The 25,961-nt window shown below is 43.7% G+C and carries 37 protein-coding genes; 10 read left to right on the top strand and 27 right to left on the bottom strand.

The features are described 5' to 3' along the window. Positions 1-109: 109 nt before the first annotated feature. Positions 110-490 (bottom strand): hypothetical protein, encoded by a 381-nt coding sequence (locus ACXAGQ_RS17900; protein ID WP_475255641.1) that lies wholly within the window; start codon positions 488-490, stop codon positions 110-112. Between the two features lie 392 nt (positions 491-882). Next, positions 883-1,740 (bottom strand): DUF4344 domain-containing metallopeptidase, encoded by an 858-nt coding sequence (locus ACXAGQ_RS17895; RefSeq protein ID WP_475255639.1) that lies wholly within the window; start codon positions 1,738-1,740, stop codon positions 883-885. Positions 1,741-1,971: 231 nt separating this feature from the next. Here ACXAGQ_RS17895 and ACXAGQ_RS17890 point away from each other — a divergent pair, with 231 nt between their 5' ends. Continuing rightward, entirely contained in the window at positions 1,972-2,868 is an 897-nt protein-coding gene (locus tag ACXAGQ_RS17890) for a LysR family transcriptional regulator (RefSeq protein WP_475255638.1), read from the top strand. Positions 2,869-3,160: 292 nt separating this feature from the next. On the opposite strand, the gene ACXAGQ_RS17885 is transcribed toward ACXAGQ_RS17890, so the two are convergent. Together ACXAGQ_RS17885 and ACXAGQ_RS17880 are read right to left on the bottom strand one after the other, a co-directional pair. Further along, entirely contained in the window at positions 3,161-5,863 is a 2,703-nt protein-coding gene (locus ACXAGQ_RS17885) for a bifunctional acetate--CoA ligase family protein/GNAT family N-acetyltransferase (RefSeq protein WP_475255636.1), read from the bottom strand. A 139-nt stretch (positions 5,864-6,002) separates the two neighbouring features. Beyond that, a complete protein-coding gene (locus ACXAGQ_RS17880; RefSeq protein WP_475255634.1) occupies positions 6,003-6,512 on the bottom strand; it encodes a DUF2301 domain-containing membrane protein in 510 nt (169 codons plus the stop codon). Positions 6,513-6,758: 246 nt separating this feature from the next. Between ACXAGQ_RS17880 and ACXAGQ_RS17875 the strand changes: the two genes are divergently transcribed. From ACXAGQ_RS17875 to ACXAGQ_RS17860, 4 genes are all read left to right on the top strand, one after another. Then, entirely contained in the window at positions 6,759-7,265 is a 507-nt protein-coding gene (locus ACXAGQ_RS17875; RefSeq protein ID WP_475255632.1) for an SPOR domain-containing protein, read from the top strand. A gap of 259 nt (positions 7,266-7,524) precedes the next feature. Further along, positions 7,525-8,517, top strand: coding sequence for a D-alanine--D-alanine ligase (locus ACXAGQ_RS17870; RefSeq protein WP_475255630.1), 993 nt, complete (start codon positions 7,525-7,527; stop codon positions 8,515-8,517). A gap of 119 nt (positions 8,518-8,636) precedes the next feature. Next, positions 8,637-8,795, top strand: a complete 159-nt coding sequence (locus ACXAGQ_RS17865) for a YhfG family protein (protein ID WP_475255629.1) — start codon at positions 8,637-8,639, stop codon at positions 8,793-8,795. A 7-nt stretch (positions 8,796-8,802) separates the two neighbouring features. Then, complete coding sequence (locus ACXAGQ_RS17860; RefSeq protein WP_475255627.1) at positions 8,803-9,423, top strand: putative adenosine monophosphate-protein transferase Fic; 621 nt, start codon at positions 8,803-8,805, stop codon at positions 9,421-9,423. 86 nt (positions 9,424-9,509) lie between these two features. Here the strand turns inward: ACXAGQ_RS17860 and ACXAGQ_RS17855 are convergent, their stop codons facing one another. Beyond that, positions 9,510-10,478 (bottom strand): tyrosine-type recombinase/integrase, encoded by a 969-nt coding sequence (locus ACXAGQ_RS17855; RefSeq protein ID WP_475255626.1) that lies wholly within the window; start codon positions 10,476-10,478, stop codon positions 9,510-9,512. Between the two features lie 170 nt (positions 10,479-10,648). On the opposite strand from ACXAGQ_RS17855, the gene ACXAGQ_RS17850 reads away from it, so the two are divergent. Continuing rightward, on the top strand, positions 10,649-11,029 hold the full coding sequence (locus ACXAGQ_RS17850; protein ID WP_475255624.1) for a DUF3319 domain-containing protein: 381 nt from the start codon (positions 10,649-10,651) through the stop codon (positions 11,027-11,029). 60 nt (positions 11,030-11,089) lie between these two features. On the opposite strand, the gene ACXAGQ_RS17845 is transcribed toward ACXAGQ_RS17850, so the two are convergent. Beyond that, complete coding sequence (locus ACXAGQ_RS17845; protein WP_475255622.1) at positions 11,090-11,605, bottom strand: ATP-dependent zinc protease family protein; 516 nt, start codon at positions 11,603-11,605, stop codon at positions 11,090-11,092. Positions 11,606-11,693: 88 nt separating this feature from the next. Beyond that, positions 11,694-12,299, bottom strand: coding sequence for an HAD family hydrolase (locus ACXAGQ_RS17840; protein ID WP_475255621.1), 606 nt, complete (start codon positions 12,297-12,299; stop codon positions 11,694-11,696). A gap of 117 nt (positions 12,300-12,416) precedes the next feature. On the opposite strand from ACXAGQ_RS17840, the gene yciH reads away from it, so the two are divergent. The 3 genes from yciH (at position 12,417) to ACXAGQ_RS17825 (ending at position 14,423) form a co-directional block, all read left to right on the top strand. Beyond that, complete coding sequence (yciH, locus tag ACXAGQ_RS17835) at positions 12,417-12,740, top strand: stress response translation initiation inhibitor YciH (protein ID WP_475255619.1); 324 nt, start codon at positions 12,417-12,419, stop codon at positions 12,738-12,740. Between the two features lie 574 nt (positions 12,741-13,314). Beyond that, the gene (locus ACXAGQ_RS17830; protein ID WP_475255618.1) at positions 13,315-13,797 is read left to right on the top strand and encodes a phage protein; all 483 of its coding nucleotides are present in this window, start codon (positions 13,315-13,317) and stop codon (positions 13,795-13,797) included. A 164-nt stretch (positions 13,798-13,961) separates the two neighbouring features. Beyond that, positions 13,962-14,423 (top strand): hypothetical protein, encoded by a 462-nt coding sequence (locus ACXAGQ_RS17825; protein ID WP_475255616.1) that lies wholly within the window; start codon positions 13,962-13,964, stop codon positions 14,421-14,423. A gap of 31 nt (positions 14,424-14,454) precedes the next feature. Here the strand turns inward: ACXAGQ_RS17825 and ACXAGQ_RS17820 are convergent, their stop codons facing one another. The 20 genes from ACXAGQ_RS17820 to ACXAGQ_RS17725 form a co-directional block, all read right to left on the bottom strand. Then, positions 14,455-14,634, bottom strand: coding sequence for a hypothetical protein (locus ACXAGQ_RS17820; protein ID WP_475255614.1), 180 nt, complete (start codon positions 14,632-14,634; stop codon positions 14,455-14,457). Positions 14,635-14,643: 9 nt separating this feature from the next. Continuing rightward, positions 14,644-14,802: a hypothetical protein gene (locus ACXAGQ_RS17815; RefSeq protein WP_475255613.1), complete on the bottom strand. Its 159-nt coding sequence runs from the start codon at positions 14,800-14,802 to the stop codon at positions 14,644-14,646. Beyond that, positions 14,802-15,374, bottom strand: coding sequence for a hypothetical protein (locus ACXAGQ_RS17810; RefSeq protein WP_475255611.1), 573 nt, complete (start codon positions 15,372-15,374; stop codon positions 14,802-14,804). Before ACXAGQ_RS17810 ends, ACXAGQ_RS17815 begins: the two co-directional genes overlap by 1 nt. After that, entirely contained in the window at positions 15,371-15,832 is a 462-nt protein-coding gene (locus tag ACXAGQ_RS17805; RefSeq protein WP_475255609.1) for a chemotaxis protein, read from the bottom strand. Before ACXAGQ_RS17805 ends, ACXAGQ_RS17810 begins: the two co-directional genes overlap by 4 nt. 118 nt (positions 15,833-15,950) lie before the next feature. Next, positions 15,951-16,286, bottom strand: a complete 336-nt coding sequence (locus tag ACXAGQ_RS17800) for a hypothetical protein (protein ID WP_475255608.1) — start codon at positions 16,284-16,286, stop codon at positions 15,951-15,953. A gap of 1 nt (position 16,287) precedes the next feature. Beyond that, positions 16,288-16,710, bottom strand: a complete 423-nt coding sequence (locus ACXAGQ_RS17795) for a hypothetical protein (protein ID WP_475255607.1) — start codon at positions 16,708-16,710, stop codon at positions 16,288-16,290. Beyond that, positions 16,710-16,916 carry a hypothetical protein gene (locus ACXAGQ_RS17790; protein ID WP_475255606.1) on the bottom strand — a complete coding sequence of 69 codons (207 nt, stop codon included), beginning with the start codon at positions 16,914-16,916 and terminating at the stop codon, positions 16,710-16,712. Before ACXAGQ_RS17790 ends, ACXAGQ_RS17795 begins: the two co-directional genes overlap by 1 nt. Then, a complete protein-coding gene (locus ACXAGQ_RS17785) occupies positions 16,913-17,065 on the bottom strand; it encodes a hypothetical protein (RefSeq protein ID WP_475255605.1) in 153 nt (50 codons plus the stop codon). The genes ACXAGQ_RS17790 and ACXAGQ_RS17785 overlap by 4 nt, the downstream gene beginning before the upstream one ends. After that, complete coding sequence (locus ACXAGQ_RS17780; RefSeq protein ID WP_475255604.1) at positions 17,065-17,340, bottom strand: hypothetical protein; 276 nt, start codon at positions 17,338-17,340, stop codon at positions 17,065-17,067. The genes ACXAGQ_RS17785 and ACXAGQ_RS17780 overlap by 1 nt, the downstream gene beginning before the upstream one ends. Positions 17,341-17,351: 11 nt before the next feature. Next, positions 17,352-18,185 carry a major capsid protein P2 gene (locus ACXAGQ_RS17775; protein ID WP_475255602.1) on the bottom strand — a complete coding sequence of 278 codons (834 nt, stop codon included), beginning with the start codon at positions 18,183-18,185 and terminating at the stop codon, positions 17,352-17,354. A 249-nt stretch (positions 18,186-18,434) separates the two neighbouring features. Beyond that, complete coding sequence (locus ACXAGQ_RS17770) at positions 18,435-19,823, bottom strand: hypothetical protein (protein ID WP_475255601.1); 1,389 nt, start codon at positions 19,821-19,823, stop codon at positions 18,435-18,437. Continuing rightward, complete coding sequence (locus tag ACXAGQ_RS17765) at positions 19,823-20,854, bottom strand: hypothetical protein (protein ID WP_475255599.1); 1,032 nt, start codon at positions 20,852-20,854, stop codon at positions 19,823-19,825. The genes ACXAGQ_RS17770 and ACXAGQ_RS17765 overlap by 1 nt, the downstream gene beginning before the upstream one ends. A 111-nt stretch (positions 20,855-20,965) precedes the next feature. Next, the gene (locus tag ACXAGQ_RS17760) at positions 20,966-21,625 is read right to left on the bottom strand and encodes an ATP-binding protein (protein ID WP_475256618.1); all 660 of its coding nucleotides are present in this window, start codon (positions 21,623-21,625) and stop codon (positions 20,966-20,968) included. Between the two features lie 2 nt (positions 21,626-21,627). Then, positions 21,628-22,110, bottom strand: a complete 483-nt coding sequence (locus ACXAGQ_RS17755; protein WP_475255598.1) for a hypothetical protein — start codon at positions 22,108-22,110, stop codon at positions 21,628-21,630. Positions 22,111-22,134: 24 nt separating this feature from the next. After that, entirely contained in the window at positions 22,135-22,587 is a 453-nt protein-coding gene (locus tag ACXAGQ_RS17750; RefSeq protein WP_475255596.1) for a hypothetical protein, read from the bottom strand. Then, the gene (locus ACXAGQ_RS17745) at positions 22,580-22,747 is read right to left on the bottom strand and encodes a hypothetical protein (RefSeq protein ID WP_428647254.1); all 168 of its coding nucleotides are present in this window, start codon (positions 22,745-22,747) and stop codon (positions 22,580-22,582) included. The genes ACXAGQ_RS17750 and ACXAGQ_RS17745 overlap by 8 nt, the downstream gene beginning before the upstream one ends. Positions 22,748-22,760: 13 nt before the next feature. Continuing rightward, positions 22,761-24,419: a rolling circle replication-associated protein gene (locus ACXAGQ_RS17740; RefSeq protein WP_475255595.1), complete on the bottom strand. Its 1,659-nt coding sequence runs from the start codon at positions 24,417-24,419 to the stop codon at positions 22,761-22,763. After that, a complete protein-coding gene (locus ACXAGQ_RS17735) occupies positions 24,419-24,709 on the bottom strand; it encodes a hypothetical protein (protein WP_475255593.1) in 291 nt (96 codons plus the stop codon). The genes ACXAGQ_RS17740 and ACXAGQ_RS17735 overlap by 1 nt, the downstream gene beginning before the upstream one ends. Further along, positions 24,702-25,253, bottom strand: a complete 552-nt coding sequence (locus ACXAGQ_RS17730) for a 3'-5' exonuclease (RefSeq protein WP_475255591.1) — start codon at positions 25,251-25,253, stop codon at positions 24,702-24,704. Before ACXAGQ_RS17730 ends, ACXAGQ_RS17735 begins: the two co-directional genes overlap by 8 nt. After that, positions 25,250-25,486, bottom strand: coding sequence for a hypothetical protein (locus ACXAGQ_RS17725; RefSeq protein WP_475255590.1), 237 nt, complete (start codon positions 25,484-25,486; stop codon positions 25,250-25,252). Before ACXAGQ_RS17725 ends, ACXAGQ_RS17730 begins: the two co-directional genes overlap by 4 nt. Before the next feature lie 138 nt (positions 25,487-25,624). On the opposite strand from ACXAGQ_RS17725, the gene ACXAGQ_RS17720 reads away from it, so the two are divergent. Beyond that, positions 25,625-25,885 (top strand): helix-turn-helix domain-containing protein, encoded by a 261-nt coding sequence (locus ACXAGQ_RS17720; protein ID WP_475255588.1) that lies wholly within the window; start codon positions 25,625-25,627, stop codon positions 25,883-25,885. Positions 25,886-25,961 lie beyond the last annotated feature (76 nt).

The raw sequence follows: 25,961 nt of genomic DNA, 5'->3' as shown, positions 1-25,961 counted from the left end.
CGTAGGTATCCGGCAGATTCCATGTTGGTGTAGGGCTATCGCATTACTCAACGCTCTAGCCGTCTCACGTTATTATTATTAAAATTCTTTCTACCCGCCTACTTACTGCCTATATCGTATTAACCAGAGCAGCATCATTATCCCGTTCACTGTTTGAATCTTGAGGGCTAACACCTTGTTCTTTGTTAGCCTGTTCTTTGTTAGGTACTGTGAGCTCGTGGTTTAGCTGCTCGATTCCTTCTATAAGTGCATGACGAACATGTGCTGTTTGACCTGCTTCAAGAGCATGTAATGCTCGGAACAGGGTCTTTTGAAGTTCGGTGACTTGTTTGTTGGCATGATCAAGCTCAATAGAGCCAAGAGAGATAAGGTCGCTAATTTGTTTTGCTGAGCCCGAAGATGATGTTGAGAGTTGATTCGAGATAATTTGTGAAGTGCACAGTTTTAGGTAAGAAAGGGTCTGACTGAGTGACTGTGAGGTTTTGTCCATCGGAATACTCCTTGAAATTTCATCCAGCCTCAGGGCTCATGGGCATGAATGATGTCCGTTATTGATAAGCGTTAAATTGAACAAAAGCGTTGTACGGTTGTTGCGGCTCTTTTAAATTCAATCTAATTCAGTGTGAATTTTGAGAATTTGGCTCAGATCAATTTGTAGGCAAAGAAGGGTTTGCTTAGATAGGGTTTTAGTCGTTTTTATGACTAACTTATCACAATGGTATGAAATTTTACCGGGGAAATACAAAATGTTTTGAATTTATATTCTGTGGCGTGAATAAAGCGTGTTATGAAATTTCAGGCAATGCCTGGGATGTATCATTACACGCTAATTCATGATATTTAATCGCCGTTGCTATAGCGACTAGTCATTGCGGCTAAACGTTATTGTTTGAAGTAGAACTGCCAGCTAGCAGTCACTCGGTCAAATTCTTCGATACAAATTTCCTCTCGCTCAGTTTTGATTTCAGAGGCCAAGTTAGAAAACAAGGAAGTATGTTGCTCTGGGTTACTGCCATAAATTAAACACATGCTGTAGTAATATCTTTGAATGTCTAAACTGTGTTCATCGATAAAATCGAGATCATCAAAACTGTCTATTTGCTGATCTTCAATGGCAAACAGTGTGGCGGCGTGTACTGCTTGTGTATCGCCATTTTCAACATTGTTGAGCAAGAGGACATTAGCAAAGCTGTCTGCTGCATCTTCCTCTTTGCCAAGTATGGGAATATTGTTCAGTTCAATAAAGGCATGCCCAACCTCATGGAGAAGCGTATGCAATAGCGCAGCATCACTGGCTTCATAAGCATATATTGAATTGCCAGCTACTTGATTATCGCCATTTAACGCCGCTTCGGATGAAAAGTTATCAAGCATTTCACGCCAAAATGAATAAGGGATGTCTATTTGATTGAGCTCAGGATCAAACAGCGGCCCGTCCATTGCGCCGAAAACGATATTCACGGGCTGTGGTAAATCAATAACCGTCTCAGTGAGTTCTTTTACGGTTTGAAGCGCCTCTGACTGTTTGATGTCCTGAATTGTCTGCTTATCCATTTGGCTGAGGCTAGGAATGAAAGTAAAGCGAACGGAAGGCATCTCGCTGCTTATTACAAAGCTTGGGATAAGGCCGATGATAACCCATACCATAAGGTAGGAATTACGTAGCCATGCGATGTTATTGAAGCGACTAGTTCTGTGGTGACAGTTTTTGAGGAGGCAGGGATAGAGGTGCTTTTTCATACTTTATCTTTGAATTACCGTGAAATATTACAATTATGATACTCAATGCTATGCGTTGTTTTGTGTAGCTTTGTAATAGAAAGTATGGGCTACAAACAACCTCAAGAGAATGATATTTCTACCATATGGCTCATTTATTAGTGATGTAGTGTAGATTGCTAGTGACGTCCAATCCCATATGTGTGTATGCTAAATCTATTATGGCAAGATAAATAAAAACAAGGAAAAAGGGTGAACAAGCTATTGTCTTTTGAAGCGTTGATGGTGCTAGATGCGATTGAGCGCCGGGGAAGTTTTGCAGCAGCATCGGAAGAGCTTGGCAGGGCACCTTCGTCATTGAGCTATCAGGTTCAGAAGCTCGAGCAGGAGTTGGATCTTGTTATTTTTGATCGTTCTGGTCATAAGGCGGTATTTACTAAGGCCGGGCAGCTACTCCTTGAAAGAGGAAGGATGTTATTAACTGCTGCCGATGAGATGATTGCTGATGCGAGTGCTTTGGCACATGGCTGGGAGCTTGATATCACCATTGCATACGATGGTTTGGTAAAAGTGGATGCTTTGTTTCCACTGGTTGAAGGGCTTGCTCAGCAAAGCAAAACACGAGTTCGTTTCCAGGAAGAGATATTGGCAGGTTGCTGGGAAGCATTAGCACAAGACCGGGCGGATATTCTTATTGCCCCGGCACCGACTGTGGCGCCACCTGAAGTAAAGATTCAAGCGCTTGGCACTATCGATACTATTTGGGTTGCCCATCCTGACCACCCAATACACAATCATAAGTACCCTTTGGATCCCGTTATCAGAAAACAATACCGTGGTATTGCCGTTGCTGATACCGCCCGTAATCTACCTCCGATGACTTACAACATTCTTGATGATCAGCCGTTATTAACGGTAACGTCTATGCATGACAAGCTAATGGCGTTAAAGGCTGGGCTTGGTGTAGCGACGATGTCTTATAGCTATGCGAAAGAGGCCATAGACAATGGCGAGCTGGTGGTTATAGGGGACGATCCTGTTCATGAACTGGAATTGGTTCTTGCATGGAATCGAAGCCAAATGGGCAAAGCGAAAACGTGGTGCATCCAGCATATTGCTTCATTGTGGAAAAAGCAGGCAGCGCGCTAACCCTAAGTGATAACTCCTAGGTTGGGGTAAACATGATTGGCGGATGATAATGGCTGTGTGTTTTTTGTACACTTCGTCTGTGGCTGGCGTAAAAAGGTAAGTAGGAAAACTCATGGGTAATATCATGCAACCTCCACGATAGGAGGATGCATGAAATTGAAAACGACTGTTCTAACAGATGATTTTGATCACAACGAGTATTTGAAAACCTTTATGGCCGATCTCCAATTTGCTATTGATGAGCAAGATTGGGATGTTGCTGTTGATTTTGCCCAAAACTTATTGGCTACGGTCATCGTTCTGAAGGAAGAAGAGGCAACAGCATCTCGACAATTCCATCTTCCATCTGAATATCGATCTCGAACCCAACTTTTTGAGCCAGCATGATCATACCTCGGTTAGAGGGCATGGTCATGCCAGTAATACGTTTAAGGCCAGCTTCTCTGCAATAGCGGATGATCTTATTCATCAAGATACTACCAAGGCCGATTCCTTTCAGATCCGAGCGCACAAGGATGGCGAACTCGGCTTCAATATTTTCAGGATCTGACAGCGCGCGCGTAACCCCTATAATCCTTTCCTCTGTTTCCCCTTTGTCATTGGTTAATTGTTTAACTGCAACAAAGGCCATTTCTCGGTCGTAATCAATCTGGGTCAAATTTGCCAGTGCTTCATGGTTTAGCTCACCGACATCCGAGAAAAAACGCTTGTAGAGATCATCAACAGAAACATTTGAGATAAATTCAGCATGCTGTGGTTCATCCTCGGGCAAAATGGGACGCAGCATAATATGTTCGCCATTTTTCAAGGCAACATTTTCTTCGAGCTCTTTGGGGTATGGGCGAATAGCCAAACGTTCCTGCCTGTTACTATTAAACTGACGTATTGTCATAGAGGCATCGATGACGGTCATTTCATCGCCGGTTGCGAGCAACGGATGGATATCGAAGGACTCAATCTCTGGGCAATCGATAATCAGTTGTGACGTTTTTACTAATAGGCGACACAGCGCGGGAATATCAATTTTATCCGGTAGATTTCGTTGGGTGATCTTGCCTGTTTTAATAGCATTGATGACCATATAACGGGCTAGCGCCATATTTAGCGGTGGAATACCGACTGCTGCATTTTTATGGATATCCCAGTCACCGGCATCTTCGCCCAATAAAATGACGGGGCCGAAGATACTATCATTGTGCACCGATAGCCTGAGCTCTTGGGCGCCGGCACGTTTTGCCATCCGCTGCACTAACAGGCCATCGATCCTCGCATTTGGGTATTCCAGTGACACTCGATCCAATATTGCTTGTGCGCCGTTGGCGACTTCATCTGCCGTGCGTAGATAGAGAAGAACGCCATGAACCTCTGACTTATGGGGGATATCCGGCGAACGTAATTTGACTGCAACAGGATAGCCAATTTGATTGGCGATATGTGCTGCTTCCGCAGGGTCGCTGGCAATCCAAGTTGGCAGGGTATTGAAGCCGTATGCTTCTAGGACAGGCCGTACATCGTGTGTTTCTAACTGGGTGACACCTTGTGCAAGAAGGTGGTTGACCACGTCATGGACATGTTTCGGGTTCGCTTTTGTTTCTCCGAAAGAGACAGGTGTCTCCATCAATTGTTTTTGGTTTCTACGGTACTCAACTAAATGCATGAAGGCTGACACGGCACTTTCTGGTGTTCTGTATGCTGGGTAACCGGCCTCGGTGAAAATTTTGCGGGAAGCAATAGCTTCGTCTTCGCCAGCCCAATTGGTCAAGATATTGAATTTTCGTGAGCGGGGGTGGTTATTGAGTACTTCAACTAAACGCTTTGCCGTTTCGTTTCCATGTGCAATGGCTGAGGGCGAATGCATTATTAACAGGGCATCAAAATCATCACTATCTAGCAGGATGTTGACAGCTTGTTCATACCGTTTGATATCGGCATCACCGATGATGTCAATAGGATTAGAATTAGACCAGCATGAAGGTAATATCGCTGATAGTTTGCTGGTGGTTTCTTCACTCAATTGTGCCAGCTTGCCCCCTCTGTCCGCCAGGGCGTCTACAGCCATAATTGCAGGTCCACCGCCATTGGTTAATATCGCGAGTCGCTCACCACGTAATGGTACAGAGTGGGCAAGGGTTTCAACGGCTGCGAACAATTCATGAGTATTGTTGACTCGAAGCATACCAGAACGGCGTATCGCTGCGTCATAAACCGCATCTAGCCCAGCTGGTGATCCGGTATGTAAAAAAGCTGCGGCACTACCTGCTTGCGTTCGGCCGCTTTTCACCACCAAAATGCGGCGGTTACGCGCAGCTGCCCGAGCTGCCGACATGAACCGTCGAGCATCTTTGACAGAATCAATATAGAGCAAAATGGCTTCGGTTTTGCTGTCACGACATAAATTGTCCAACAGCTCAGCGAAATTGATGTCACAGGCATCGCCGAGTGAGAGAAATGTGGAAAAGCCGACATTTTTGTTTTTGGCCCAATCGAGTATGGTGGTACAGACAGCGGCTGATTGGGAAATAAAAGCAATGTTCCCTTTGTTGGCAGCGATAGGAGAAAACGAAGCGTTGAGATTAATCCAAGGGAGAATGAGCCCCATACTGTTAGGGCCGACCAAGCGCATATTATACTGGCGGGCAACATCAAACATTCGCTGTTCTTCTGTTTGTCCGCCTGATTCAATATTTGCCATTCCCGCTGCCAAAACAATAGCAACTTTGACGCCTTTCTCGCCAAGTTGACGAATGATCTCAACATTGCGGTGAGCATTGGTACAGACAATGGCTAGATCTGGCACTCTGGGAAGTGAATCAATTGACGGGTAGGCGAGTACCCCAGCAACGGCATCATACTTAGGAGTTACAGGCATGATGGGTCCATGAAAAGAACCTGACAATAGGTTTCTTATTACCACATTGCCAGCCCTGTTCGGGTTGTCTGAAGCCCCGATCACGGCAATTGACTTAGGTTTTAGGAGTTTGTCCAATCCGTCCATATATCACTCACTTTGCCATTACTTTTTACTGAGTGTAACTAAAGCAACAGCGACTTTCTGACTAAAGTGTGTGAGCTGTGATCAATGCCTAATATCAATGGATTAGGGGGTGTGGCAGATCCTTTGCCACCATGAAAATTTAGATCTGATATTTGGTTTTATCGCCGATGTCGTAATGCATTGGCATGCGCCATTTAGAGAATGCAGCCACAGCAAGTAAAATTGCGCCTGTCATACTGAATACAATACTGATTTGAGTGTTATCGAAGACCAAACAAAACCAAAAGCCGGCTAATGCAAGGGGAGTAAGCAGTAAAACTTTTAGCTGGAAACAGAAGTACTCTTTTATCGCCAAAGCGCTGAAGGAAAACAATGCGGCGCCTAAAGCCAGCGGCGGCCATAAACCGGCTAATTGCCAAGTCACAGCAAAGAGCGCGCTACCAAGGATAAGCCAGCGGAAACGTTTGTCGTAAATATGCACGGTAGTGGTAGCAATAATTGCAGCGATGATAAGTGCATTGGTACCAGTTTCAAACTCCCAGGCAAGGATTGACATAATTGCGGAAGCAGCAGTAAGCGCACTTCGATATAGAATTACCGTCAACTTATCCAGATTGTCTAAATTGCTCTGAATATGTGGGTCGGCCATGATGAACTCCAATAAAATAGAAAAATACAGATATACCCATATACCAAAGTTACCTCAAGACAATGCCTAGTCTATAAGCTTAGAAATTCTCGTTGATCGAGCATCTTGAAGTAACTTGGGCATATATAGTACCTTTAATTCCTGTGATATAGGGCATGTTGTTATTGATCTAACATAAACTTAGGCTTGAATGGTGGTATATCCGGCGGCAAAATGTCATTAGATTTTTTGTCTGGCAGAGAAATAATGAAAAAACTAGCCGTATTGGCCGTTGCTGCGGTGATTTCAGGGTGTGCATCTGGTCCTGAAACAACAGAGATAATATCGTCTTCAGCCGAAGAGGTCATTCAGCAGGAACCACTTGAATCAGAAACATTGGCCAAGTTAGAAGAAGAGAGCACTGTTCAAGAAACAGTGACAGAGGTAATAAAGAAAGCGGCTGAACAGAGCAATGATGCGGGCTCTGATGTTTCGAAAATGGGCTACTCAATACAGGTACTCGCGTTAAGCCACAATAAAGGCTTTATTACGTATATGAACAAGCTTCCATCTGACAAACCCGTTTGGACTAATGAGAAGCAGCTTAACGGTGTTCCTTGGTTTACCTTACTGTACGGGCAATTTGAAACCCGGGAGCAAGCACGACAAGCCCTTGATGCATTACCGAATGATGTCAAAACTTATGGGCCTTTCATCAGAGACCTCGATGAAGTGAAGTCATCCCCAAGCCCTAAACTCACCCGGTTGAACTGATCTTGAGCAAATCCACAGCGATGTTCAAAAAGCAGCCTCTTATGGCTGCTTTTTTACAATACTGACAGGCTGTACGGTGTATTGTGAGTGTTGTATTCTAAAAATGTTACTCAGTAGTGCTTTAGCCTAAACAAGAATCGGGGTAAATGACTGTTGATTGTAAAAATCTTGAAAGAAACGGCTATAAAGATAGATATGAGGTGCAATAGTCACCTTTTTTTTATTACTATTAAGGAAGAATTTTACACAAGGGATGATAATGAGCTCAATCCACGTTTTATTACTCTGTGGCGGTGGAAGCGCCGAACACGAAGTCTCTCTAGTTTCTGCAAACTATATCGAACAGCAGCTCAAGCAGATTGACGACATTACCTATACCCGAATAGAAATGAAATCTGATGGTTGGTTCAATAGCCAATATCAGCTTTGTCACCTAAATCTTGACCGCACACTCCATCAAGGTGAAGAAAAACAGAAAGTGGATTATGTGATCCCATGTGTCCATGGCTTTCCAGGTGAAACGGGTGACCTTCAGTCTTTCCTGGATATGGCTAAGTTGCCTTACTTAGGCTGTGGTGCTGAAGCGAGCACAAACTGTTTTAATAAAATCACCACGAAATTGTGGTTTGATGCATTAGATATTCCCAATACACCTTATGTCTTCTTAAGTGAAAACAATGAACTATCCCATAAAGAAGCGGAAGAAGCTTTTGATAAGTGGGGTAAGGTCTTTGTGAAGGCGGCATGCCAGGGATCATCGGTTGGTTGTTACCGTGTCACTGAGAAGGAAGCATTAGCAGAAGCAGTGAATGCTGCGTTTGGCTATTCTGAACAAGTGCTAATCGAAAAGGCTATCAAGCCGCGTGAGCTAGAGATTTCGTCGTATGAGTACGAAGGGGAGCTAGTTATCACTAAGCCTGGTGAAGTCTCTTGCCCGGACGATCAATTCTATACATATGAAGAAAAGTATAGCGCTGACAGCCACTCAACAACGGCTGTCGAGGCAAAAGGCCTGACTGAAGCGCAAATCGAAGACATTCGTGAATATGCCCGTAAGGCGTTTGTTCATATGAAATTGAAAGATTTGTCTCGAATTGACTTTTTCCTGAGTGAAGATGGCGAAATTCTTCTTAATGAAATCAATACCTTCCCAGGTATGACACCGATTTCTATGTTCCCTAAAATGCTTGAGCATCATGGCCATACATTTAAGGGCTTTTTAGAACAAGCAATTAAAAATGCAGTTCAATAAATGAAGCCGGGTTTATCCCGGCTTTTTTCAACCCTCTGTAAACTGGCTATACTTTTGATAAGTACGCCAGCGAAGATAACAATTATGAGGCGACACGGGATTGAATGTTAACGGATGATATGAAAAAGCAACGCTTTAAGCAGTTGCAAGCGAGAAACTACCGGGCCAGTTTGCGCCTTGAAGGGATACATATAGAAGTCGATGAATGTGATAACCCGGAAAGTAAAATGGCAGAAACTGAACATATTAAAAAATTAAAAGGGCAATATGCCAGATAGGTATGACGTGGATAGGGATCCGGATTGTTATCCCAACAGTACGGTTCTGATAAACCTTCTTAATATTCGGGATGAAGATGAACTCGAATCGGCTGAGCGAGATTTCACTCGAGTTCGAGCGAGCCACTTTGAACCTGATTTTGATAACTTCACTTTTAGCTACCTCAAGCAAATCCATCAAACACTGTTTCAAGACCTGTATCCTTGGGCTGGGAAACAACGAACCGTTGATATCACAAAAGGTGAAACCCGATTTTGCCACTGGGAAAATATTGGGCGGGAAACGAATAAGCTACTTGATGAGTTAGCAAAGCAAGATTATTTGTGCGGACTTAACTTAGCTAGCTTTATTGATAAGGCATCATACTTTTATTGTGAGTTAAACGTCGTTCACCCATTTCGGGAGGGAAATGGGCGGGTACAGCGGATCTTTTTTGAGATCCTAGCAATCAATGCAGGTTACGAAATATGCTGGGAAGGAATTAAGCTGGAAGAGTGGATTGAAGCAAATCAAGCAGGTTACTTCGGCAATATGGAACCATTACAAAAACTGTTTGAACGCATTACTACTCCGATCAACTTAAATACAGGATATACAGAGCATTGGACTGATGAACCCAAACGCTAATGTTTTCTTAAACCCTAGCGCACTATAATTTTACATTTGCTAATCTGGAACAAAACATCGCAAAGACAGAATGCCAATTACTACAGCTACTCCCAGGGCTTTTTCTTTATAAACTTAGCGACTTCTTTATCGTGTCTATCAGTATTACCGACATACTGAGCCGGCATCGCTGGGCTTTTCCAGCGGCCTTGTTCTTGTATCTCAATAATAGATAGACCAGCATCAGATAAATCTTTCGCAGCGCCGACGCGAGGGGACTGACCAGAAAAAAGAGCTGCACTACCTAGACCCAACTCATCGCTCGCGCGACGGAAAATACGATAGATAGATGAATGGTCTAAAGGTTTGTCTCCGATATTACTGTGCCTGTCGATACGCCTGAAAACAAAACTGCTTTCAATCATACCTATAACCAACCATCGTTGTAGGGCTTTAGATGCTATGCTGCTGAGTGAAATTGTTGTTTCATTCACATCTAAATCTATTAGCCCTGAGCTATGAATGAATAAATTTTCGACTGAAAGGGCGGCAAGCTCACTGCGTTTTAGCATGGCTTCAAACATCACTGCCCATATAGCTAAATCTCTGATATCCTTGGGCTTTGTAGATAACTCAAAGCTATCAATCAATTTCTGTAAGTGTTCGTCACGGAAAGGCACAGCGTTTTGATAGTCGTCGTGTTTTTCTAGTTGCTGCTTTTTCATTGCCAACCTGATTTCCGCTTTAGCACATGGATCGGGTAAGTTATGGCATCGATGGATAAGAGATATAGTGACAATGTAACGTTTAAGGCTGGCTAATTTGCGTACTTTAGCCATTTGCTCGATGTATCTATGGACTGTATCCGGTTTGGCGGGAAGTGGCGGGATATGCTCTGAAACACAGAATGCTAAAAAATTATTCCAGTCATTCTTAAAAGAAATAAGTGTATTCGAGGCATATTTACCATGAGCCAACTTATCAAGCGGCGTTATGGACTCTAAAGGTTTATTAAATTGTTGAATGCTTATTGAGCAGTCTGAATCATTCTCAATCGGCGGAATGTTTTTTGCCATAATATAATCCCCTGACGCACTATAATTTATTATTGTTCAAATTATAATATAGAATACGACGCATATCATATATAATTGAAGACATGTAACAAATTTGAGCCTATCAAGCAGACAAACAGAGTGTTTGATGCTTATATTTAAAATAATTGATGATAATGATAAGGTTCATAATGGCTCAACCACACGAGGCAGAAATGAAAAAGAGACTGTTCCATAGAGGCCACAATATCGAAAATGCCTCAGGAGCACCAGATGGTTGGAAAGCAACTATCAATGGAAAAACCGTTATCAATAAATTGACCCTGGTAAAGAAGAGTATTGATTGGTGGTATGACATGCAAACATTCATGCCACCTGAAAAGTTCATCGTTTCAGGTGCAACTGAAAAGAGCGAACAAAAAGTTGAAGAGTACAAAGGCTTTAAACTGATCAATGACAATGGGGAGCCAAATGGCTGGTACGTCATTTTAGGAACCAAGTTACTGAAAGGGTCTCCAGTTGCAATCAAACAGCATCTTGATTTAGTCATCGCAAAAATGCAAAAGAAGTAACAAGTAATAGATAAAAGAACGCCCAGAGTAGGGCGTTCTTTTGTGGTTCATCTATTAGTACTAGTCATTTTCATCAAGCTTTTCAACATCGACTAAGTAATCACCCTCAAGCCAATTTCGTCCAATAAGCAGCTTGTATTCAAGTTTACTTCGGTCTCGAAGGTTTACTGCTACCGTTTTATGCTCGCCGTTCCAACCTAAGTCCATTTTTACAGCGTACCGGCGTTCTACACCTTGCGCGTTACGGATTTTACTGACTTTGACGATTTTTCCTTTGTAAGTGGCTTCTTCACCTTTTTCATTGAGCGAAGTAAACTCGACCGTATGACCCAAGTGGTCACGCATGTTGTCGCTATCGCTTTCCTCACCAATTACTTTAATATCTTTGGCATGGATAGATGTTGTCGCAGCGCCGGTATCGATACGGGCGAGGTAATCAATGTCTAAGTTATAGACTTTAATGGTTTCGACTTGACCTACAATCGATTTCGAATCGTCACTTTTTGACTCAGCCAAGGCAAGGTTTGAACCCATAACAGAGAATAACAACATTGCTGGGATAAAAAGTCTTTTCACGAAAACTCCTGACTATTAGGTACAAATTAAAGGCAATATGCCATTTTTATGATGAACGTTAAATGAATTTCATCGTATAACGAAAATTCTAGTTAATTTTTAGCAAATTACGAATATCTGAACAGCTTTGTTGAGGTGATTTGAACTGGTAAACCTTAAAGCCCATCTCTTTGGCAGCTTCAAGGTTTTTCGGATGGTCATCAATGAAAAGCGATTCGCTTGGCTCAATATCAAACCGCTGGCAAAGCAATTCAAAAATTTCAGCTTCAGGTTTTATCGTAAGCTCTTTTCCAGAGACTAGGCCACCATCAAAGAGTTGATATAGGCCATGACGTTCATTTAACTTTTCAAAGAAAGCACTGCTCATATTCGTGAGAAAGTAAGCAGAAAGGTTGAGGCTGAGTACCTGGTTGACTAAGTCATACGTTTCTTCAATCAGATGAAGGTTGCTTTGAATATGCTCGAAGAAGTCTTCCATTCTAGATTCAGGCAGGTTTACCCGGGCAGCACACCGTGGAATAGCTTCGGCCATCAGCATGGTTCCACGATCAAGAGATAACCAGTCCGGGTGCTGAAGAACATGTTCAAGTAGTAGAGCCTGTTCGTCCTTGGAATCTGTAAAGGTAGAGACGATTTTTGCAGGGTTCCATTCGAACAGCACAGCACCAAAGTCAAAAATTACGTTTTTAATCATAACTGTTTCCGTTACAGTACCTATTATTGATAGTATTCTGGTTCAGGTGATATTCAAATGTGAAATCGCAAGATAGTACCTGGTTCACAGATCCAAGAAATTAAACGAGATTTTCCCATGAACGACAATAGCCGCTTGGTATTTTCAACAGAAAATGGCCGTATTAAAGAAGACAAGCCAACAGCACAGCGTCCTAAGGGCGATGGTGTTGTGCGCATTCAACGCCAGACAAAAGGTCGCAAAGGTAAAGGTGTTTGCATTGTAACGGGCTTAGATCTTGAAGATGCACAACTTAAGCTATTAGCTGCTGAACTGAAAAAAGTATGTGGCTGTGGCGGCTCGGTTAAGGACGGCAACATCGAAATCCAAGGTGATAAGCGTGACGTAATCAAAGCGGCCCTTGAGAAAAAAGGCCATACCGTGAAGCTTGCTGGCGGTTAATTATCTATTTTCGCTAATGCCTAGAACCAAGCCCTGAGCATCTCTTAGGGCTTTTTATTAGATAATTTTCACGGTAGCAAACTGACAAACGCATCCTGCGAAAGGCATTTTGCTTACCTGCAAATTATCTACTTTATGGTAAATCGGCATTATGGTTAAATCAGTGCGAAGTGACAGTGTAATAGTGTGTGCAATTTCAATTTTCCTGAACAAGAGGAGGGTTACGATAGGTGTGTTTTTAAACCTATATGTTGATGGTATTACTTATATACACCTTATTTAACATAATATACATAATGCGTACTGAGGGGTGTTTTTTTAACATCTGATTTAGGACATTTGTGTCGGCCTAGAAACTTCACTTTAAGGAGTCTCAAAATGTATTGGAAACAGTTAATTAAATCAAAACCTCCTTCTTTTTATCCCTTTCAACTTTCAGTACCGTCTTGTGCCCACAAACGCTCGGTTACGTTCGGTTGCCGTTGTTGGCTAGGTATTATCGGCGTGCTCTATCAACCTGCGTTTGATTAATCGGAAATAACTTTTATAAACGATAAATTTTGCGAGGCACATCATGCTACATGAATCCTTCGTCAAGCTGTTCTGGCGTCACTTCGATAACATTGCCGAGGCTTCGGCTTGGTTCCACGTCCGTCCCATCACGGTCAAACGTTGGCTCACGGGAAAAATAGATGTTAACCCGATGGCTGAGAAACTTCTTATCATCAAAGCCCGTGGCTATCTGCCCGATGATACCCGCTGGCAAGGTTTTCGGGTTGATGAAGACCGCTGCATCATCATTACCCCCGAAGGCCGCCAGTTCAGACCCAAAGAGCTGGACTCTTGGGCGCTTCGTTTTGATCGCTACCATGCCTTGTGCCGAATGTACGAATTGGACTATGTCCCGGTGCGAACCAATGACGTGTCGCCTTTGCCGTTCCGTGGTGGCCGCCGTATTAAGCAGCCCCAACAAGAAACTGTTTCCAAGGACAAAAAGAAAGCGTGTCGAAAAGCTAGGGAAAAGCTCAACGCCCGGCGAAGCGCATCAGCTCCTTAGCCTTTGTTCAGGCGTAAAAAAGCCCGCGATTGCGGGCTTCTTTCTTCTATTCAATATAAGCATGACTTAGCGCTTTCATGCTTATATTGAATACCTTCCAGCACTATTAGATAATTGCTATTGAACAAACCATTTTGCAATCTATCGTATTATTAGTGGAGCATATGAAAAAAATTCTAGGATTCTTTGTAATTTTATTCTTTTCAACACAAAGTGTTGCAGAAGGTTTACCTTTGCTTGGATGGTCTGATGGAACTGAAGTATCTTTCAAGGAGGAACCCAATGAAGCCTTGATAGCACGGATTGATCATAATGATTTTGGGAAGAAAACCTTTATTATTTTTCAAATACAAAGCTCAAAAGATGCATGTACACAAGATACAGGTCGAAGTGTCTTACGTATTAATGGTACAGCCGTAAACTTTAACTATGAATGTGAGCATCATGATGGAAAGTTAATCCACCTCTATTACCCGCATTCTGATGCTGGAGCTGAACATATAATGAATCAATTCCGCCAAAAAACTACTGTTTCAATCAATGGCCCTAAGTTTAAACACAGTCATAAAATCAATGCTATAGGCTTCACTGATGCTTGGAATAACTTTGGCGGTGATGCTTTATAGTTAACATGTGAAAAATAGGTCTACAACAGGCCTATTTTTCATGACTTTGCCACTCAAGCTTCATGATACGCTTATCATGTTGAGCAACCATCTTCTTTAACTCATCCAATACGGATTCATGTGCCTTTACTGAACGAAACAACAAATAGCAGATGATCAATGTTGGTGGTGTTACCCCCAGTTCACTGAACAATTTGATCAGCTCTCCCACATAAGCCCCCTAACCTTTTTCCTTGCGAACCGTGTCGAATAAGCCGATAAGCATCGCAGCAACCATCGGAATTGTGCCGCCAAGTTGCGCGCCAGATTCACCGATTGTCACGGTGACCAGTTCGCTATTGCCTGTCAGCAACCCCGCGGCTGCACTGCCGAGAAGCATCAATTTAGCTTGCGAGCTAAAATGCCGTCACCACCCACGGGTTTGGTTAAAAGTGGCGTCGTTGCATAGACTCTAACCGCCTGACCACTCTCAAATTTCACTCGTGGTAGCTCTGTTACCGCGACTTGTTGCCCTTCAGCCAAAGACACACTTGGCAGTTGTGACACGGTCACGGATTGGTTTGGTTCTAGCTGCATCTTGGGCAATTGCGATACGATTACCGCTTGGCCATCAACTAATGCTACTCTCGGCAATTGGCCTATATTGACCTGCTGGTTAGGTGACAGGGTCACTGCTGGCATTTGGGTAACGGTGACCTGTTGCCCGTCAGTTGGTGGGATGTATTGGCCGTACCCACAAATTATGCTGACCTCGCCCGCTTCCCCCATGTTCTCGACGGTAATACGTCCGGTTAAGTCCGGGTCAAGGATCTGCGCCCCTGCTTCAAGTCGGTAATCGCCACGCTCGGTGGTAATAACTACACTATCGGGACACGATTCAACATAGAGAAACTCACCAACAGCGTGGAATTGCGAACGTTGGCGCGGTTGCATCACTTGGTAAAAGTTCATCGTTTACCTCCAAGCATAATGATCGCCATAAAAGTCATCACCAGACCGACGACAATGGTCATTTGCCGACTTGTTGACACCTGTCCGCCATCAGATTTCATCCCGGCTAAATCTTTGAGCGTCTCCAAGTTCTCAGTGTTTTGAGCTGCTTGGTTTCCTGCTAGCCCAGCGATCATTTGCAGGTTTTCATGGTGGGCCTGACTAACTTCATCAATTGCATTGCTGCTTACTTCGGCATTAAGCAGCATGGCGTCACTACCAAACTGCAAAGCGCCCTCCAATGAATCTCGACCAAAGTCCATAGCTTCACTGACTGAGCTTTCCCCCATTGCCAATGCAGCTTCGGTTACATCAGCCATGCTCCAAAGCGCCTCTTCTGTCACATCGGCATTACTGAGCAATGCCAGCTCTGACAAATCAGATGCCCGTTGCATCGCGCCGTGGTCGGTCATGGTCATCGAAACGCGAACATCGGAATCATTGACACACCAAGGTTATCGCCATCAATCGCATTTTGACCGCTAGTATTGGTGTTAGTGGTGGTGTTTGAGCTGGAACTGCTTCCTCCCTTACCCATTAAGACCTCCGTAAACGGCTAGCTTTGCTTTGGCTAGTTGTGCGTAGTTCCGAAACACCTTCACGCCTTGCCAAATTCCCTTGTGCGCTTTTGGCTCCGCCGCTAGCACTACCACCCGATTTACCTCGGAAGTTTTCGGCTAATGTTGGGCGGCGAGCTTTACCATTTCGTGTAGGTCGAGCGGTGACACGTGACGGCTGTTTGCCCGAGCGGCGAGAACGACGTTCAGCACTACTACTGCCTGACGGTGTTTTAGCTGTTGGCCTTGATGCTTGGGTTGTTGGCTTTTTGGTTGCCGCTGCTTTGTTAGCACTGCTTTTTGACGCTTTACCCATCTTATGATCCCTCAATCTCTAGTTGATGGACGGTTTCTTTGGTGTTGTCGAACTCCCTAACTTGTTCAACCTGCTTGAAACCAAATGCCCCCAAAATACGCCGCATCCCTTTGCGGTAGGTATGATAGGAAATGGCCGAATAGCCGCAGTCAGCAACGCGCTCGATAATATGGTTTGCAGCATCAACCAAGCCTTTTCCGGTCATCGCAATGATGTGGTAGCGGTTGTCTTGAATGCGGCTGATAAACCACAATTTGATCCCCTTGCCAGTCAGTAGGTAGAAACTGGCTTCCTTGGCACAGACCATTGATTTCACTTCATCAAATTCCGCTTTTGGGGTATCAGAACCCGCAAACGCAGGTTTGATTAGCTCCAAGTGGGCGTGGAAGTCTGGTGCCGATGGTCGAATTAATCGAAAGTGCATTATCGGCCTCCTTTTAACAGAAACCACAAAGCAACGGCACCGATACCAACAAGTAACCAGTTGGGCAGCGAACTGCTACCCATACTGATCCCACCGACACGCAACGCCGAATCATTTTGGCTATGCACACCCGATGGACCTGCCGAACCGCCGCCCGCATTAATCGGCATACTGCCGGAATTAGTTAGACCGGGAATATTCATCATGCTTTCTTCCCTGTCACTATGTCATAGAGCCATAGCCCCATGACCACCGCCGCCAGAATGCGCACTGTTCGCCCGACTTTTTCGCTGGTAAACATGCCAGTAGCAAAACCAACGGTTCCCGCCAGTAGCGGCCAAAATAGTAATGGCATTATTTCCCCCTAAGCAGGACAACCAAGGCCAACACCACCATACCGCCACCCATCAACATCATGGCGGTGTTGTTCTGGGCCATGGTATAAATCGGCTGACCTGTCGGCTGCTTTGCTGGCTCTTGGTGTTGCGGTGTGCGGTTTTCTTCCGGTGCTGCCGAGGCGACTTTTTCTGCCTCGTTATCGAACCAAGAATTTAACCAGGCTTCACCACCATCACTGGCTGTATCCCAAATTCCACCCAGTGTTTCACCTACGGAATCAAGTAGACTCATTGCGCGCCTCCTTAGCCCTTGGTCGGCAATGCGTTTACCTGCTCAACGGCTTCGATGATCACCGGTACGCTACCGACTTCTGACTTATCCAGCTCAAAAGCCAATTGGCTGCGGGCGGCAGTATTCAACATGCCATCAGCACCAAAGCCATAACGGATGAAATCAAGGCTGAACCATTCAGGGTTTTGCTCTTTCTTGGCCTGCGCCAAGTCATACGCGTTATCTTCTTTGGTGACGTTCATTTCTTCGAAGCTGTCACGCAATACACGAACACGATCAATTGAGTTATCAAGGAAATGAATGCGCTTGAGGTTCAGTGCCGGACTGCGCTCGGAAAAATCAAACGGCGTGCGGCCTGTTGCCGAGGCAAACCAAGTCAGCTCATAGATTCGCGGCATGTAGTAACGCACCGATTGTGCAGGTAGCACATGAGCACGTGCTCGGATACTTGGCGCAGTGGTTCCGGCAGGTTTTGACTTGAGGGTGATATACACAAACCAGATTTCCCCGGCCAAGGTGACAAGGTCGGTTTGGCGTACACCAATCTTGGTGCGCAGCGTGGCATCACCAAACGAAATGACATAGCGCCCGTCTTGGGCGTAGTTCTTGCGGTGGGTTTGCAGTTTAACCAGCGTTTCGCCAGTCACATTGATTTTGGCCGAACCGTTCAACGACACTTCGACACGTTCAATGTCGCTCGGGTCGGTAATGTCCGTAACCAGTTCAATGCTGTGATACGTCGGGCCAGATACCAGACGCAGTGACGCACGGTTGCCCCAACCTACACCCTCAACCGGGTCTAGCTCTTTGGGACGTGGTGCGAATGGGGTTTGCACTAATTCCATAATGCTCCCCTTAACCGATCGCGTCTTCAACGGCATCAACATTGTTCGATGCCCAGACAACCGCGCCAGCGACCATTAACGCGATCACCCCGGTGATCACATAGCCCTTAGTTTTTGCACTCATGATGTTTGCTCTCTGTTGGTTAACAAAAGTTCCCCATCAGGAAAGCAAGTGATTTGGTTTTAAGGCAAGCACAAAAAAGCCCGCTAAGGCTATAGGTTAGCGGGCATAAACTATTGTGAAACAATTCAAATTATGTGCAAATAAACAGGCAAATTTACAAATTTTTCTTTTGTAAAATAGAAATACCAAATTAAAACAAATGCTAAAGCAAAAACAGAATATGAAAGTATTTCAAGTTTCTTACTTTCAGACAAAGTGATTGCATTCGTTAATGACTTTGAATTAAAAAAAGCATCAATTTCATCAGGGCACAACAACATTTGATTTCTTTGTTTAATTTCATCTAGAACATCTTGTTGATGTTTAACAATAGTCTCCAATTCTTTTTTATTAAAAAAAACAATCAAAGTTGACACAAATAAAAAAAGAGAAGATAGCAAGCATACATGCAGAGAAAAAAGGTTAACAATTTTACCCTTATCAATTGCTGTGAATACAAAGATAGAAAAGAAATAAGACATTGTTACAAATAATGTCTGTTTAACACCACTTCGACTTTGATAAATAGACTCAGATATTTTATTACACTGTTCAATAATTGAGTCTGAAACTTTATTTCTTATCTCTAGATAATTTTCGAAGTCTTCTCTTAAATGAATCTGATATAGTGATGATAAAGATGCTAAGATGCCATCATTAAATGCTAGCTTTATATTTCTAGATTTAGATATCAGTTGGTTGACTATACCAACCTTCACAACATACTTTTCATCATTGTATGACCATTTGAAAACATTATATATGCAATCTGAATTATCAAATAAAAAGTCATCATCTTTACCTGATAGGTCAAATATAACATCACCTTCAAAGTGGAAAATACATTTTCTTTTGTTTAAGTTAAAATCTTTGGATAATAAAGAAAGGCAGATTATAGACCTAAGCTCCTTAAAGTACTTAATCAAAGATTCATTCAATGTCATATTTGATAAAAAATCGAAAAAACAAGGCTTCAAGTCAACTTTTGCAAAGTCAATATAATGGTTACTTCTATTTTCTAGAACTTGTTTTGATGATGTATGAATATTATAACTCTCAAAATCTATATTATTCTCTTTGAGGTTAATCTCAGAAATATTTGATGATGTAATTTTAAGCCAATCTCGTAACTGCTCTAGATAGCTTACTTCATTCATCGATTTAATAAATGTATCTGAGCATAATATAGATATAGCAGTATCAGTTGTTTTATCACACTTTAAAGTTAGGTTAATATACTCATTGCTGTAAAAAAGTACATCTATACTAACAACACATGACTCTAGCTCATCACTATTATTAATTGGATAAGTGTCATAGTGTTCTTTGCCAATGTATACAAGACAATCTTTTGTATTGAACTCACTGGTTTCAGCCAAAAAACTATTTATGACTTCCTTAAACTCAACCTTACTCACATTATTAAAGGATGATTCATAAAATTTAAGGCTTTCTTTTTTTGATAGTTCCATCATCAAATATCACGTTCATCAAACTCGTCTAAGCCAACTTTAGTATCAATAACAAGATAATACTTGTTCTTTATTTTTGTTTTGAAAACTTTATCTTTGACACTTCCCTTTGTAATTAATTCCATACCTTCATCTAACTTTACTACTTTTTTAAAGTGCTTTCTGACGTCTTCAACAACAATGTTAAACTGACCATCCAGCTTTGCTTTTTCTTTGCATTTTATTATTTCTTTAACCACTAACTCCATTTTTACTTCGGTAACTCTAGGGCTATATGACTCAATGGTATTTTTAATGAAGTCATCGAAATTAAAAACTTTATTAGTCGAAAAATAGCCATTCATGCACTCGACTAAGTCATTAAAGTCAGTCTTAGACTCTTTAAATACAGTTCTTTTTATGGCGTCTTTAAATATTGTGTAAGATTTTTGAGTGTTAAGACTATCTTTTTCAACTGGCGTGGACATGAGAAACTTCTCATACCAAAAAAGAGAAATCTTACCATTCTTATCACTCAAATATATAACATCTTCTTTTTCACCTGATGAATCAATGTTAATCAAACAGCTTTTCAATATTCCATTATCTTCAGGTAATCCAGTTTTTAACTCAAAGCTTCCTCTGGCAAAATAATTTTCAAAGTCAAGTTTTGAAATTATAAATGAATCGAGATTTGAGTTTTTAATTCTAGCTATTATGAATGTTCCATCTTTAACTGTTTTGTTTTCAGCAGTTGATAACTGAATGGCGATAGAATTTGCAACATCTTCATAATTTATATGTTCACCAGAAAGTAAGAGATCAACATACTGAGACACCAGTGAGTCTTTATTAAAATTATAAGCCTGAGATGACTTACTAGAGTATGTTAAACGGCACACCCTTACTAGAAAACTAAGAAGTTCTTGTTTTTTACTGATATCAATGTCAGCTTTTTGATAACCACCATCTGCTGTTGTTTCAAAAATGAATAGTTGCTTTATTGGAAAGCTATCTTCCTGTGCTTCTGTGTTTAAATTTAAGGCTTCAGACATAATAAAAAATCACTAACAGTTTGTTTTGCAGTGAATTCTATACCTAGGCGTCCACTAAAACAAACACAATTGATGATTTTGCTATCAACACGACAAACTTCTGACACCTTTTTACCACTGCAGAACACCAAGCTTCCAGTCCTTTCCATCTTGCAAAACATACTCTAGCTTTTTTAGTTGAACTATCTCGCTTGCCGGTATCCCCGTCTTTTGCTGTAAATACCGTGCGCTATCATCAGCCTTTTGCATCATCACACACGCGAACTGGCAGTTATCAATGATGGTCTTCGATACTTCCTGCCCACGCTGGAACATGTTAATCGAGTGCAGGCCAAACTTGCGCCCTAGCCTCAATATTTTGCCGTGGTAGCCCGTGGCTTTGCCTGAGGTGCTGGTATGCTCGGCCACTTCTTCACAGATCACCTTTAGTGGCTTTTTGTGCTTACCGTTCCCCATGCCCCACACTACCATGCAGAACTTATCAAAATCGTCTTCGGTGGTTTCGTGGTTTGGGTAGTAGGCGATCTTAAAACCTTGGTTGGTTTTGCGCCCTGCAATCAAGGCGGCGGCAAAGGCTTTCAATGTGGCATAGCTGCGAACCTGACGCCCGGCTAGCTTACCTTCGTAATCGCCCAGCGGGTCAAAGATAGCGACTTGGTCGGTGGGTTTGATAAACAGCTTTTTGGCTGCGGAGGTTTTCCCGCAGCCAGACATACCAACCACATAGACATGATGATTACTCAGCGTATTGTTTTGGTTGATAGGTTGCAGTTTCAAGCGGCCTCCTGCTGATTATCATCATTAGCGGCTTGCTTGGCCTTTTTAGCCAATTCAATATCTTCCACTTTGAGGCTACGAACCTGCATATAGCTAGATAACCCGAGCATACCAATTGCAGCAACGGCCATGATTTCATCCATGTGCTTAGCCAACCAAGGCGGCGGATTACCGCCATATTTCACAATCAGTGGTGCTATCTTTTCGGCTACGCTTTCGGCCTGTTTCGGGTCAAACTCAAACCGTGGATGAACCATGGTTTTCATGGTCTGCTCGATAGTCATCAAGCCCACAAACACCATCGCGCCAGCGGCTTGGGTTTCTAATTCTTGTTGCTGCACTTGGGTATCGGCAACGGTCGGATCAAAGTCTTCATCCAAGCTGTTGATGAAGTCTTTTTCATCTTGCTCGTTGTGAGTATCAAGCCCTTTATTGATATTTAGCTCGTCATCATTGGCGGCTAGTTGTTCGGTTTCCATATCGGTTCTCTCGGTTAGTTTTGGTTAAAATCGGGCTATCATGCCGCCAGTGAGTGCACCAAGCACAACGCCCGCTATGACTGACTTCCAACCTGATACTTTCGCATCCGGTTGGGTTTCATGCTCGGGTTCGGTTGGGCTTGATTGCGGTTTATCTTCGGCTACGACTTCTACTATTTCGGTATCTAGCTCGGTTAATTCCGGTTCATTATTCGGTTCCGCTTCAAGTTCCGATTCCACGACTGGTGCGGGTTGTTCGGCTTGGTGCAGTGCTTCGATACTTGGGTAATGCTGTTCAAACCGAGACTGCCAGTATTTTCCGGTTTGTTGGTTGGTACCGCAGTCGTCACAAATCGCATATAGATACTTGGCGCGTTTGCCCCTTGCCCGGTGGATGGTGCGGACATTGCCGCACTCACACCGATTAACTCCTTCGACCTTGTTGGCCGACGCACGAACGGGCATTGATTCAGCCATGTTTCCCCCTTTGCTCTAGTTCCATCAGTTTGTTGTTTACACCTTGCATCCAGACCAGCACCAAACGGAGCGGTGACATGATTTTGCCTGCGAACGGGTTTTTCTCCGCCTTGGATACTTCGCCCTTGAGTTGGTCTGTGATTTGGTTCAGTTCTTCCATTTGATAGCGTCCTTTACGCAGCTAATTGCTGATTTTGATACCATTCGAGATCAGCTTTAGCGGCTGACACATCGAGTTCGGTGGGTTCTTCCCTGTTTGAAGCAAGCGGGTCATTCAATACTGATTTCCAGTAGGCCTGTTTGAGCAAAAAACGTTGGTACTGTTGGGTGTATTCTCGTTGGGCTATTGCTCGGGCTTTGGAAACGTTTTGCTGATAATCGAGATCATCATCTTTGGGCAGCATGGACCATCCTCGGGCACCTGCTGCCCAAAGCAGAAAATCATAGGCTTTGTTTTCGGCCTGTTCGCCTTCGAATGACAAACAGAACCGGTTCTTAGTGCTGGCATGAATGCCGCGCTGTTTGATTTGGTTATTAATGGCTTGTTGTTGGCCTTCAAGCCGGGTAATTAAGGCGGTCAGCTTTTGGATAGCGGCCTTGGATCGTTGGGCTTTTTTGGCAATGGCTTTGGCCTTAATAGCGCGTTCTTTTTTCTTATCCAGTCGGGAAAGGCTGCGCTGTAGTGGCTTTTTCCAATGCTCTAACCGATAGCCACATTCTTTGATGATCGCGGCCATGTTATGGGCTTCGAAATTAGCTAAACAATCCCAACCGGGGGCACGGCTACAACGAGCAATGTTATAGCGGTTGCCTTTGATTAACCCTTGGTCGGCGTTCTCACCTTTGGCGGCATAGCCAACAGCCTTAATGATGTAAGAGCCAGCCGCTTTCGGTTGGCGGATTCGCTCCAAGTGGGCGAACCCGTTACCCCAAATGTTTTCCAATCGTTCAGACCAGGCTTTGAAATATTGCTTATCCACTTTCCAGTTCATGATTAAGTGGACGTGCGGATTGGGTTCACCATCATCATTGGCCGGACACTCAGCTACCCAGATGTAATGGAATGGCTCGGCAATGCCATCGATTTCAAACGGTTCGCCATCAGAACAAATGCCGTGCCAGCCACGCTGGAACATCTTTTTGATGCCATCAAGAAACCGCGACACTTCACGGCCTAGCGTGGTGTCACCACCAAAGATGGCGTTGCGCTGCTCGGTGGTAAAAGTCAGGGTAAGAAACGTGGTAAACCCTTCTTCACAAGCAGCAACATAGGCGCCCGACTCGAAAATTTTGGTGACGGCACGTTGGGTTAGTTTTTCGGTGTAGCGCTCGCCGCTTTGTGGGTCTGGCGCATCACCCGGACGGGTTTGGGTATGGTGCAAAATGCGGTAACTACCCGACCATTCACGGTGCATGAGCCGAACGGTTGATAAACGCTTATCCGCAGGCGCATCAGGAAGATCATACAGGCGGTCATGGTTGTAGTGAGACTCAGTGCTTTCCAGTTCGACATCACGGCGCTGTGCCTTGCGTAGCCTGCCCATACGGCTGGATAGATTAACCACTTTCTGGTGTGTCGGACTTTTGCGCCCTTGGACAAGCCTATTGTCTCCGTCACTACGTGCCGCCGCTTCGCGGGCGTGTTTGGCGATCGTTTTGGTGCGCACATAGTGAAGTTGGGCAAACTGGTTGAGTTTTTGCTGTTCGTGTTTTAACCACTCGCCAGAATTGGAACCAAAAAAACCAGCTTCATGGCTGGCAATATTCTTTTTGGTAATGTCATGTGGCTGGACGGCGCCAGCCACATACAAGAGATCGTTTATGGGGAGCATCAAAGCCCTCCCATTTCGGTTACAGCTCGCCGGAACGCTACATAAATGCGGCGAAATTCGGCTGCATCATTTAGAAAGAACGCGGCTCCTTCTTTATCGCCCAAGCGTCGGTGGTGCTTCACCATTTTCATAGAATGCTGCCACTCAACAAGGGCATGTTTCGACATGAAGTCGGCAGTTACAGGTTTATCCAATGGGATTGCAACTTCATGTAACGGCATAGAAGAAACCGCCGCCCCCAACTTGGGGGCTTTGGCTGCTTGCTTAGGGATAAGGTTTAAATTAGTCATGGCTACCTCCGAGCTGCTCATTAACCGCAAGTAATAATCTGCGTGTAATTTCACAGTCTGCCATTGCTCGGTGGGCTTTCAAGTCAGTAATATCAATGCCTTGCTGAATTGCGGCGTTTGTCAGGCTTTGCCATTTAAAGTTGCCGTGGTGTTCATTCCACTCACCAAAAAACTCAGCGTACCATTCCATAACGCATTGGGTTTTAAATGGCAGAAAATCAATACCGTAACGCTTGAGGCTTTGCCGGATTAAGCGAACATCAAAGGCGGCGTTATAAATCAGAACATCTCGCCCTTTGACGGCTTGGGCAAGTTGCTTGTAGACAATTGGGAACGTAGACGCGCCAACCAACATACGGTTAGTAATGCCATGGATTGCCATTGCTTCGCCGGGTACTAGTTGGGCTGGCATCACCAATGTATCTAACAATGGTTGACCTGTTTTGGCGTCCATCACCGATAGTTCGACGATTTCAGCGTCGGCATACAAGCCTGTTGTTTCAGTATCTAAAATGACTGCGTTATCTAAGCAAATAGGTTTCATCGGGCACCTCCTGCCATCAAATCACGGTTGTGTTGAAAGACGGCTAGTTGCTTGAGGTACTGCCGCTGCTCAGCAGCGCGTTGTTTGGAGGTTTTAAAGCCAAACTTCTCACGAAGTTGGCGAACGGTTTCGAGAGATCTTTTTGTCAGTTCAGGTTTTGGGTCAATACAGCCAGCCATATCTGGGCAGGGTCGATGTATTGGGTTACGGCTAGTTATGTTTGAGTTATCCATTTGCTAGTATCCCTATAAGCAAGAATGTGCATACAAGTATTAGCAAGATAAATCTTCATATCAAGACGCCCCTTACTATGGGAATCGTCATTTTGATCGCCTAAACTTTAACAAGTTGCGCGTATGGGAAGCCTTTGAATGACTTACACAATTGAATTAATGGATATGGTTAAAGCCAAGTATAAACTAGGCTCTGACTATCAATTGGCAAAGAAACTCAACGTAACTGGTGCTAGAGTCAGCAACTGGCGTTGTGGTAAAAACTCAATGGATTGGGATATTGCCTTTCAAATCGCTGACTTACTAGAAATAGACGATCAAAATGTCGTCTATGGTTTGTTAAAAGACAAATATGAAAACCCGCGTATTATCAATGTTTTAGATGAGAAAACATCCTAAATATCGCAGCTAGGTATTCTTTATACACTTTACCACACTATACATAATGCGTACTGAAGGCTGTAGCCACAAAGCT

The organism is Photobacterium sp. ABD4_091, from assembly GCF_056160145.1.
This window is presented reverse-complemented; position numbering and strand designations above follow the sequence as displayed.

What these genes read in the sequence shown, in the direction of transcription:
- ACXAGQ_RS17885 (WP_475255636.1), bottom strand. Translation starts at nt 5,863, where the DNA reads ATGGACGGATTGGACAAACTCCTAAAACCTAAGTCAATTGCCGTGATC.
- ACXAGQ_RS17850 (WP_475255624.1), top strand. Translation starts at nt 10,649, where the DNA reads ATGGCTCAACCACACGAGGCAGAAATGAAAAAGAGACTGTTCCATAGA.
- ACXAGQ_RS17840 (WP_475255621.1), bottom strand. Translation starts at nt 12,299, where the DNA reads ATGATTAAAAACGTAATTTTTGACTTTGGTGCTGTGCTGTTCGAATGG.
- ACXAGQ_RS17765 (WP_475255599.1), bottom strand. Translation starts at nt 20,854, where the DNA reads ATGTCTGAAGCCTTAAATTTAAACACAGAAGCACAGGAAGATAGCTTT.
- ACXAGQ_RS17800 (WP_475255608.1), bottom strand. Translation starts at nt 16,286, where the DNA reads ATGGGTAAAGCGTCAAAAAGCAGTGCTAACAAAGCAGCGGCAACCAAA.
- ACXAGQ_RS17750 (WP_475255596.1), bottom strand. Translation starts at nt 22,587, where the DNA reads ATGGCTGAATCAATGCCCGTTCGTGCGTCGGCCAACAAGGTCGAAGGA.
- ACXAGQ_RS17865 (WP_475255629.1), top strand. Translation starts at nt 8,637, where the DNA reads ATGAAAAAGCAACGCTTTAAGCAGTTGCAAGCGAGAAACTACCGGGCC.
- ACXAGQ_RS17735 (WP_475255593.1), bottom strand. Translation starts at nt 24,709, where the DNA reads ATGACTAATTTAAACCTTATCCCTAAGCAAGCAGCCAAAGCCCCCAAG.
- ACXAGQ_RS17900 (WP_475255641.1), bottom strand. Translation starts at nt 490, where the DNA reads ATGGACAAAACCTCACAGTCACTCAGTCAGACCCTTTCTTACCTAAAA.
- ACXAGQ_RS17895 (WP_475255639.1), bottom strand. Translation starts at nt 1,740, where the DNA reads ATGAAAAAGCACCTCTATCCCTGCCTCCTCAAAAACTGTCACCACAGA.
- ACXAGQ_RS17880 (WP_475255634.1), bottom strand. Translation starts at nt 6,512, where the DNA reads ATGGCCGACCCACATATTCAGAGCAATTTAGACAATCTGGATAAGTTG.
- ACXAGQ_RS17795 (WP_475255607.1), bottom strand. Translation starts at nt 16,710, where the DNA reads ATGCACTTTCGATTAATTCGACCATCGGCACCAGACTTCCACGCCCAC.
- ACXAGQ_RS17740 (WP_475255595.1), bottom strand. Translation starts at nt 24,419, where the DNA reads ATGCTCCCCATAAACGATCTCTTGTATGTGGCTGGCGCCGTCCAGCCA.
- ACXAGQ_RS17770 (WP_475255601.1), bottom strand. Translation starts at nt 19,823, where the DNA reads ATGATGGAACTATCAAAAAAAGAAAGCCTTAAATTTTATGAATCATCC.
- ACXAGQ_RS17785 (WP_475255605.1), bottom strand. Translation starts at nt 17,065, where the DNA reads ATGCCATTACTATTTTGGCCGCTACTGGCGGGAACCGTTGGTTTTGCT.
- ACXAGQ_RS17805 (WP_475255609.1), bottom strand. Translation starts at nt 15,832, where the DNA reads ATGACCATGACCGACCACGGCGCGATGCAACGGGCATCTGATTTGTCA.
- ACXAGQ_RS17855 (WP_475255626.1), bottom strand. Translation starts at nt 10,478, where the DNA reads ATGGCAAAAAACATTCCGCCGATTGAGAATGATTCAGACTGCTCAATA.
- ACXAGQ_RS17780 (WP_475255604.1), bottom strand. Translation starts at nt 17,340, where the DNA reads ATGAGTCTACTTGATTCCGTAGGTGAAACACTGGGTGGAATTTGGGAT.
- ACXAGQ_RS17745 (WP_428647254.1), bottom strand. Translation starts at nt 22,747, where the DNA reads ATGGAAGAACTGAACCAAATCACAGACCAACTCAAGGGCGAAGTATCC.
- ACXAGQ_RS17725 (WP_475255590.1), bottom strand. Translation starts at nt 25,486, where the DNA reads ATGGATAACTCAAACATAACTAGCCGTAACCCAATACATCGACCCTGC.
- ACXAGQ_RS17875 (WP_475255632.1), top strand. Translation starts at nt 6,759, where the DNA reads ATGAAAAAACTAGCCGTATTGGCCGTTGCTGCGGTGATTTCAGGGTGT.
- ACXAGQ_RS17730 (WP_475255591.1), bottom strand. Translation starts at nt 25,253, where the DNA reads ATGAAACCTATTTGCTTAGATAACGCAGTCATTTTAGATACTGAAACA.
- ACXAGQ_RS17870 (WP_475255630.1), top strand. Translation starts at nt 7,525, where the DNA reads ATGAGCTCAATCCACGTTTTATTACTCTGTGGCGGTGGAAGCGCCGAA.
- ACXAGQ_RS17755 (WP_475255598.1), bottom strand. Translation starts at nt 22,110, where the DNA reads ATGGAAACCGAACAACTAGCCGCCAATGATGACGAGCTAAATATCAAT.
- ACXAGQ_RS17830 (WP_475255618.1), top strand. Translation starts at nt 13,315, where the DNA reads ATGCTACATGAATCCTTCGTCAAGCTGTTCTGGCGTCACTTCGATAAC.
- ACXAGQ_RS17825 (WP_475255616.1), top strand. Translation starts at nt 13,962, where the DNA reads ATGAAAAAAATTCTAGGATTCTTTGTAATTTTATTCTTTTCAACACAA.
- ACXAGQ_RS17810 (WP_475255611.1), bottom strand. Translation starts at nt 15,374, where the DNA reads ATGAACTTTTACCAAGTGATGCAACCGCGCCAACGTTCGCAATTCCAC.
- ACXAGQ_RS17815 (WP_475255613.1), bottom strand. Translation starts at nt 14,802, where the DNA reads ATGCTTCTCGGCAGTGCAGCCGCGGGGTTGCTGACAGGCAATAGCGAA.
- ACXAGQ_RS17790 (WP_475255606.1), bottom strand. Translation starts at nt 16,916, where the DNA reads ATGATGAATATTCCCGGTCTAACTAATTCCGGCAGTATGCCGATTAAT.
- yciH (WP_475255619.1), top strand. Translation starts at nt 12,417, where the DNA reads ATGAACGACAATAGCCGCTTGGTATTTTCAACAGAAAATGGCCGTATT.
- ACXAGQ_RS17720 (WP_475255588.1), top strand. Translation starts at nt 25,625, where the DNA reads ATGACTTACACAATTGAATTAATGGATATGGTTAAAGCCAAGTATAAA.
- ACXAGQ_RS17775 (WP_475255602.1), bottom strand. Translation starts at nt 18,185, where the DNA reads ATGGAATTAGTGCAAACCCCATTCGCACCACGTCCCAAAGAGCTAGAC.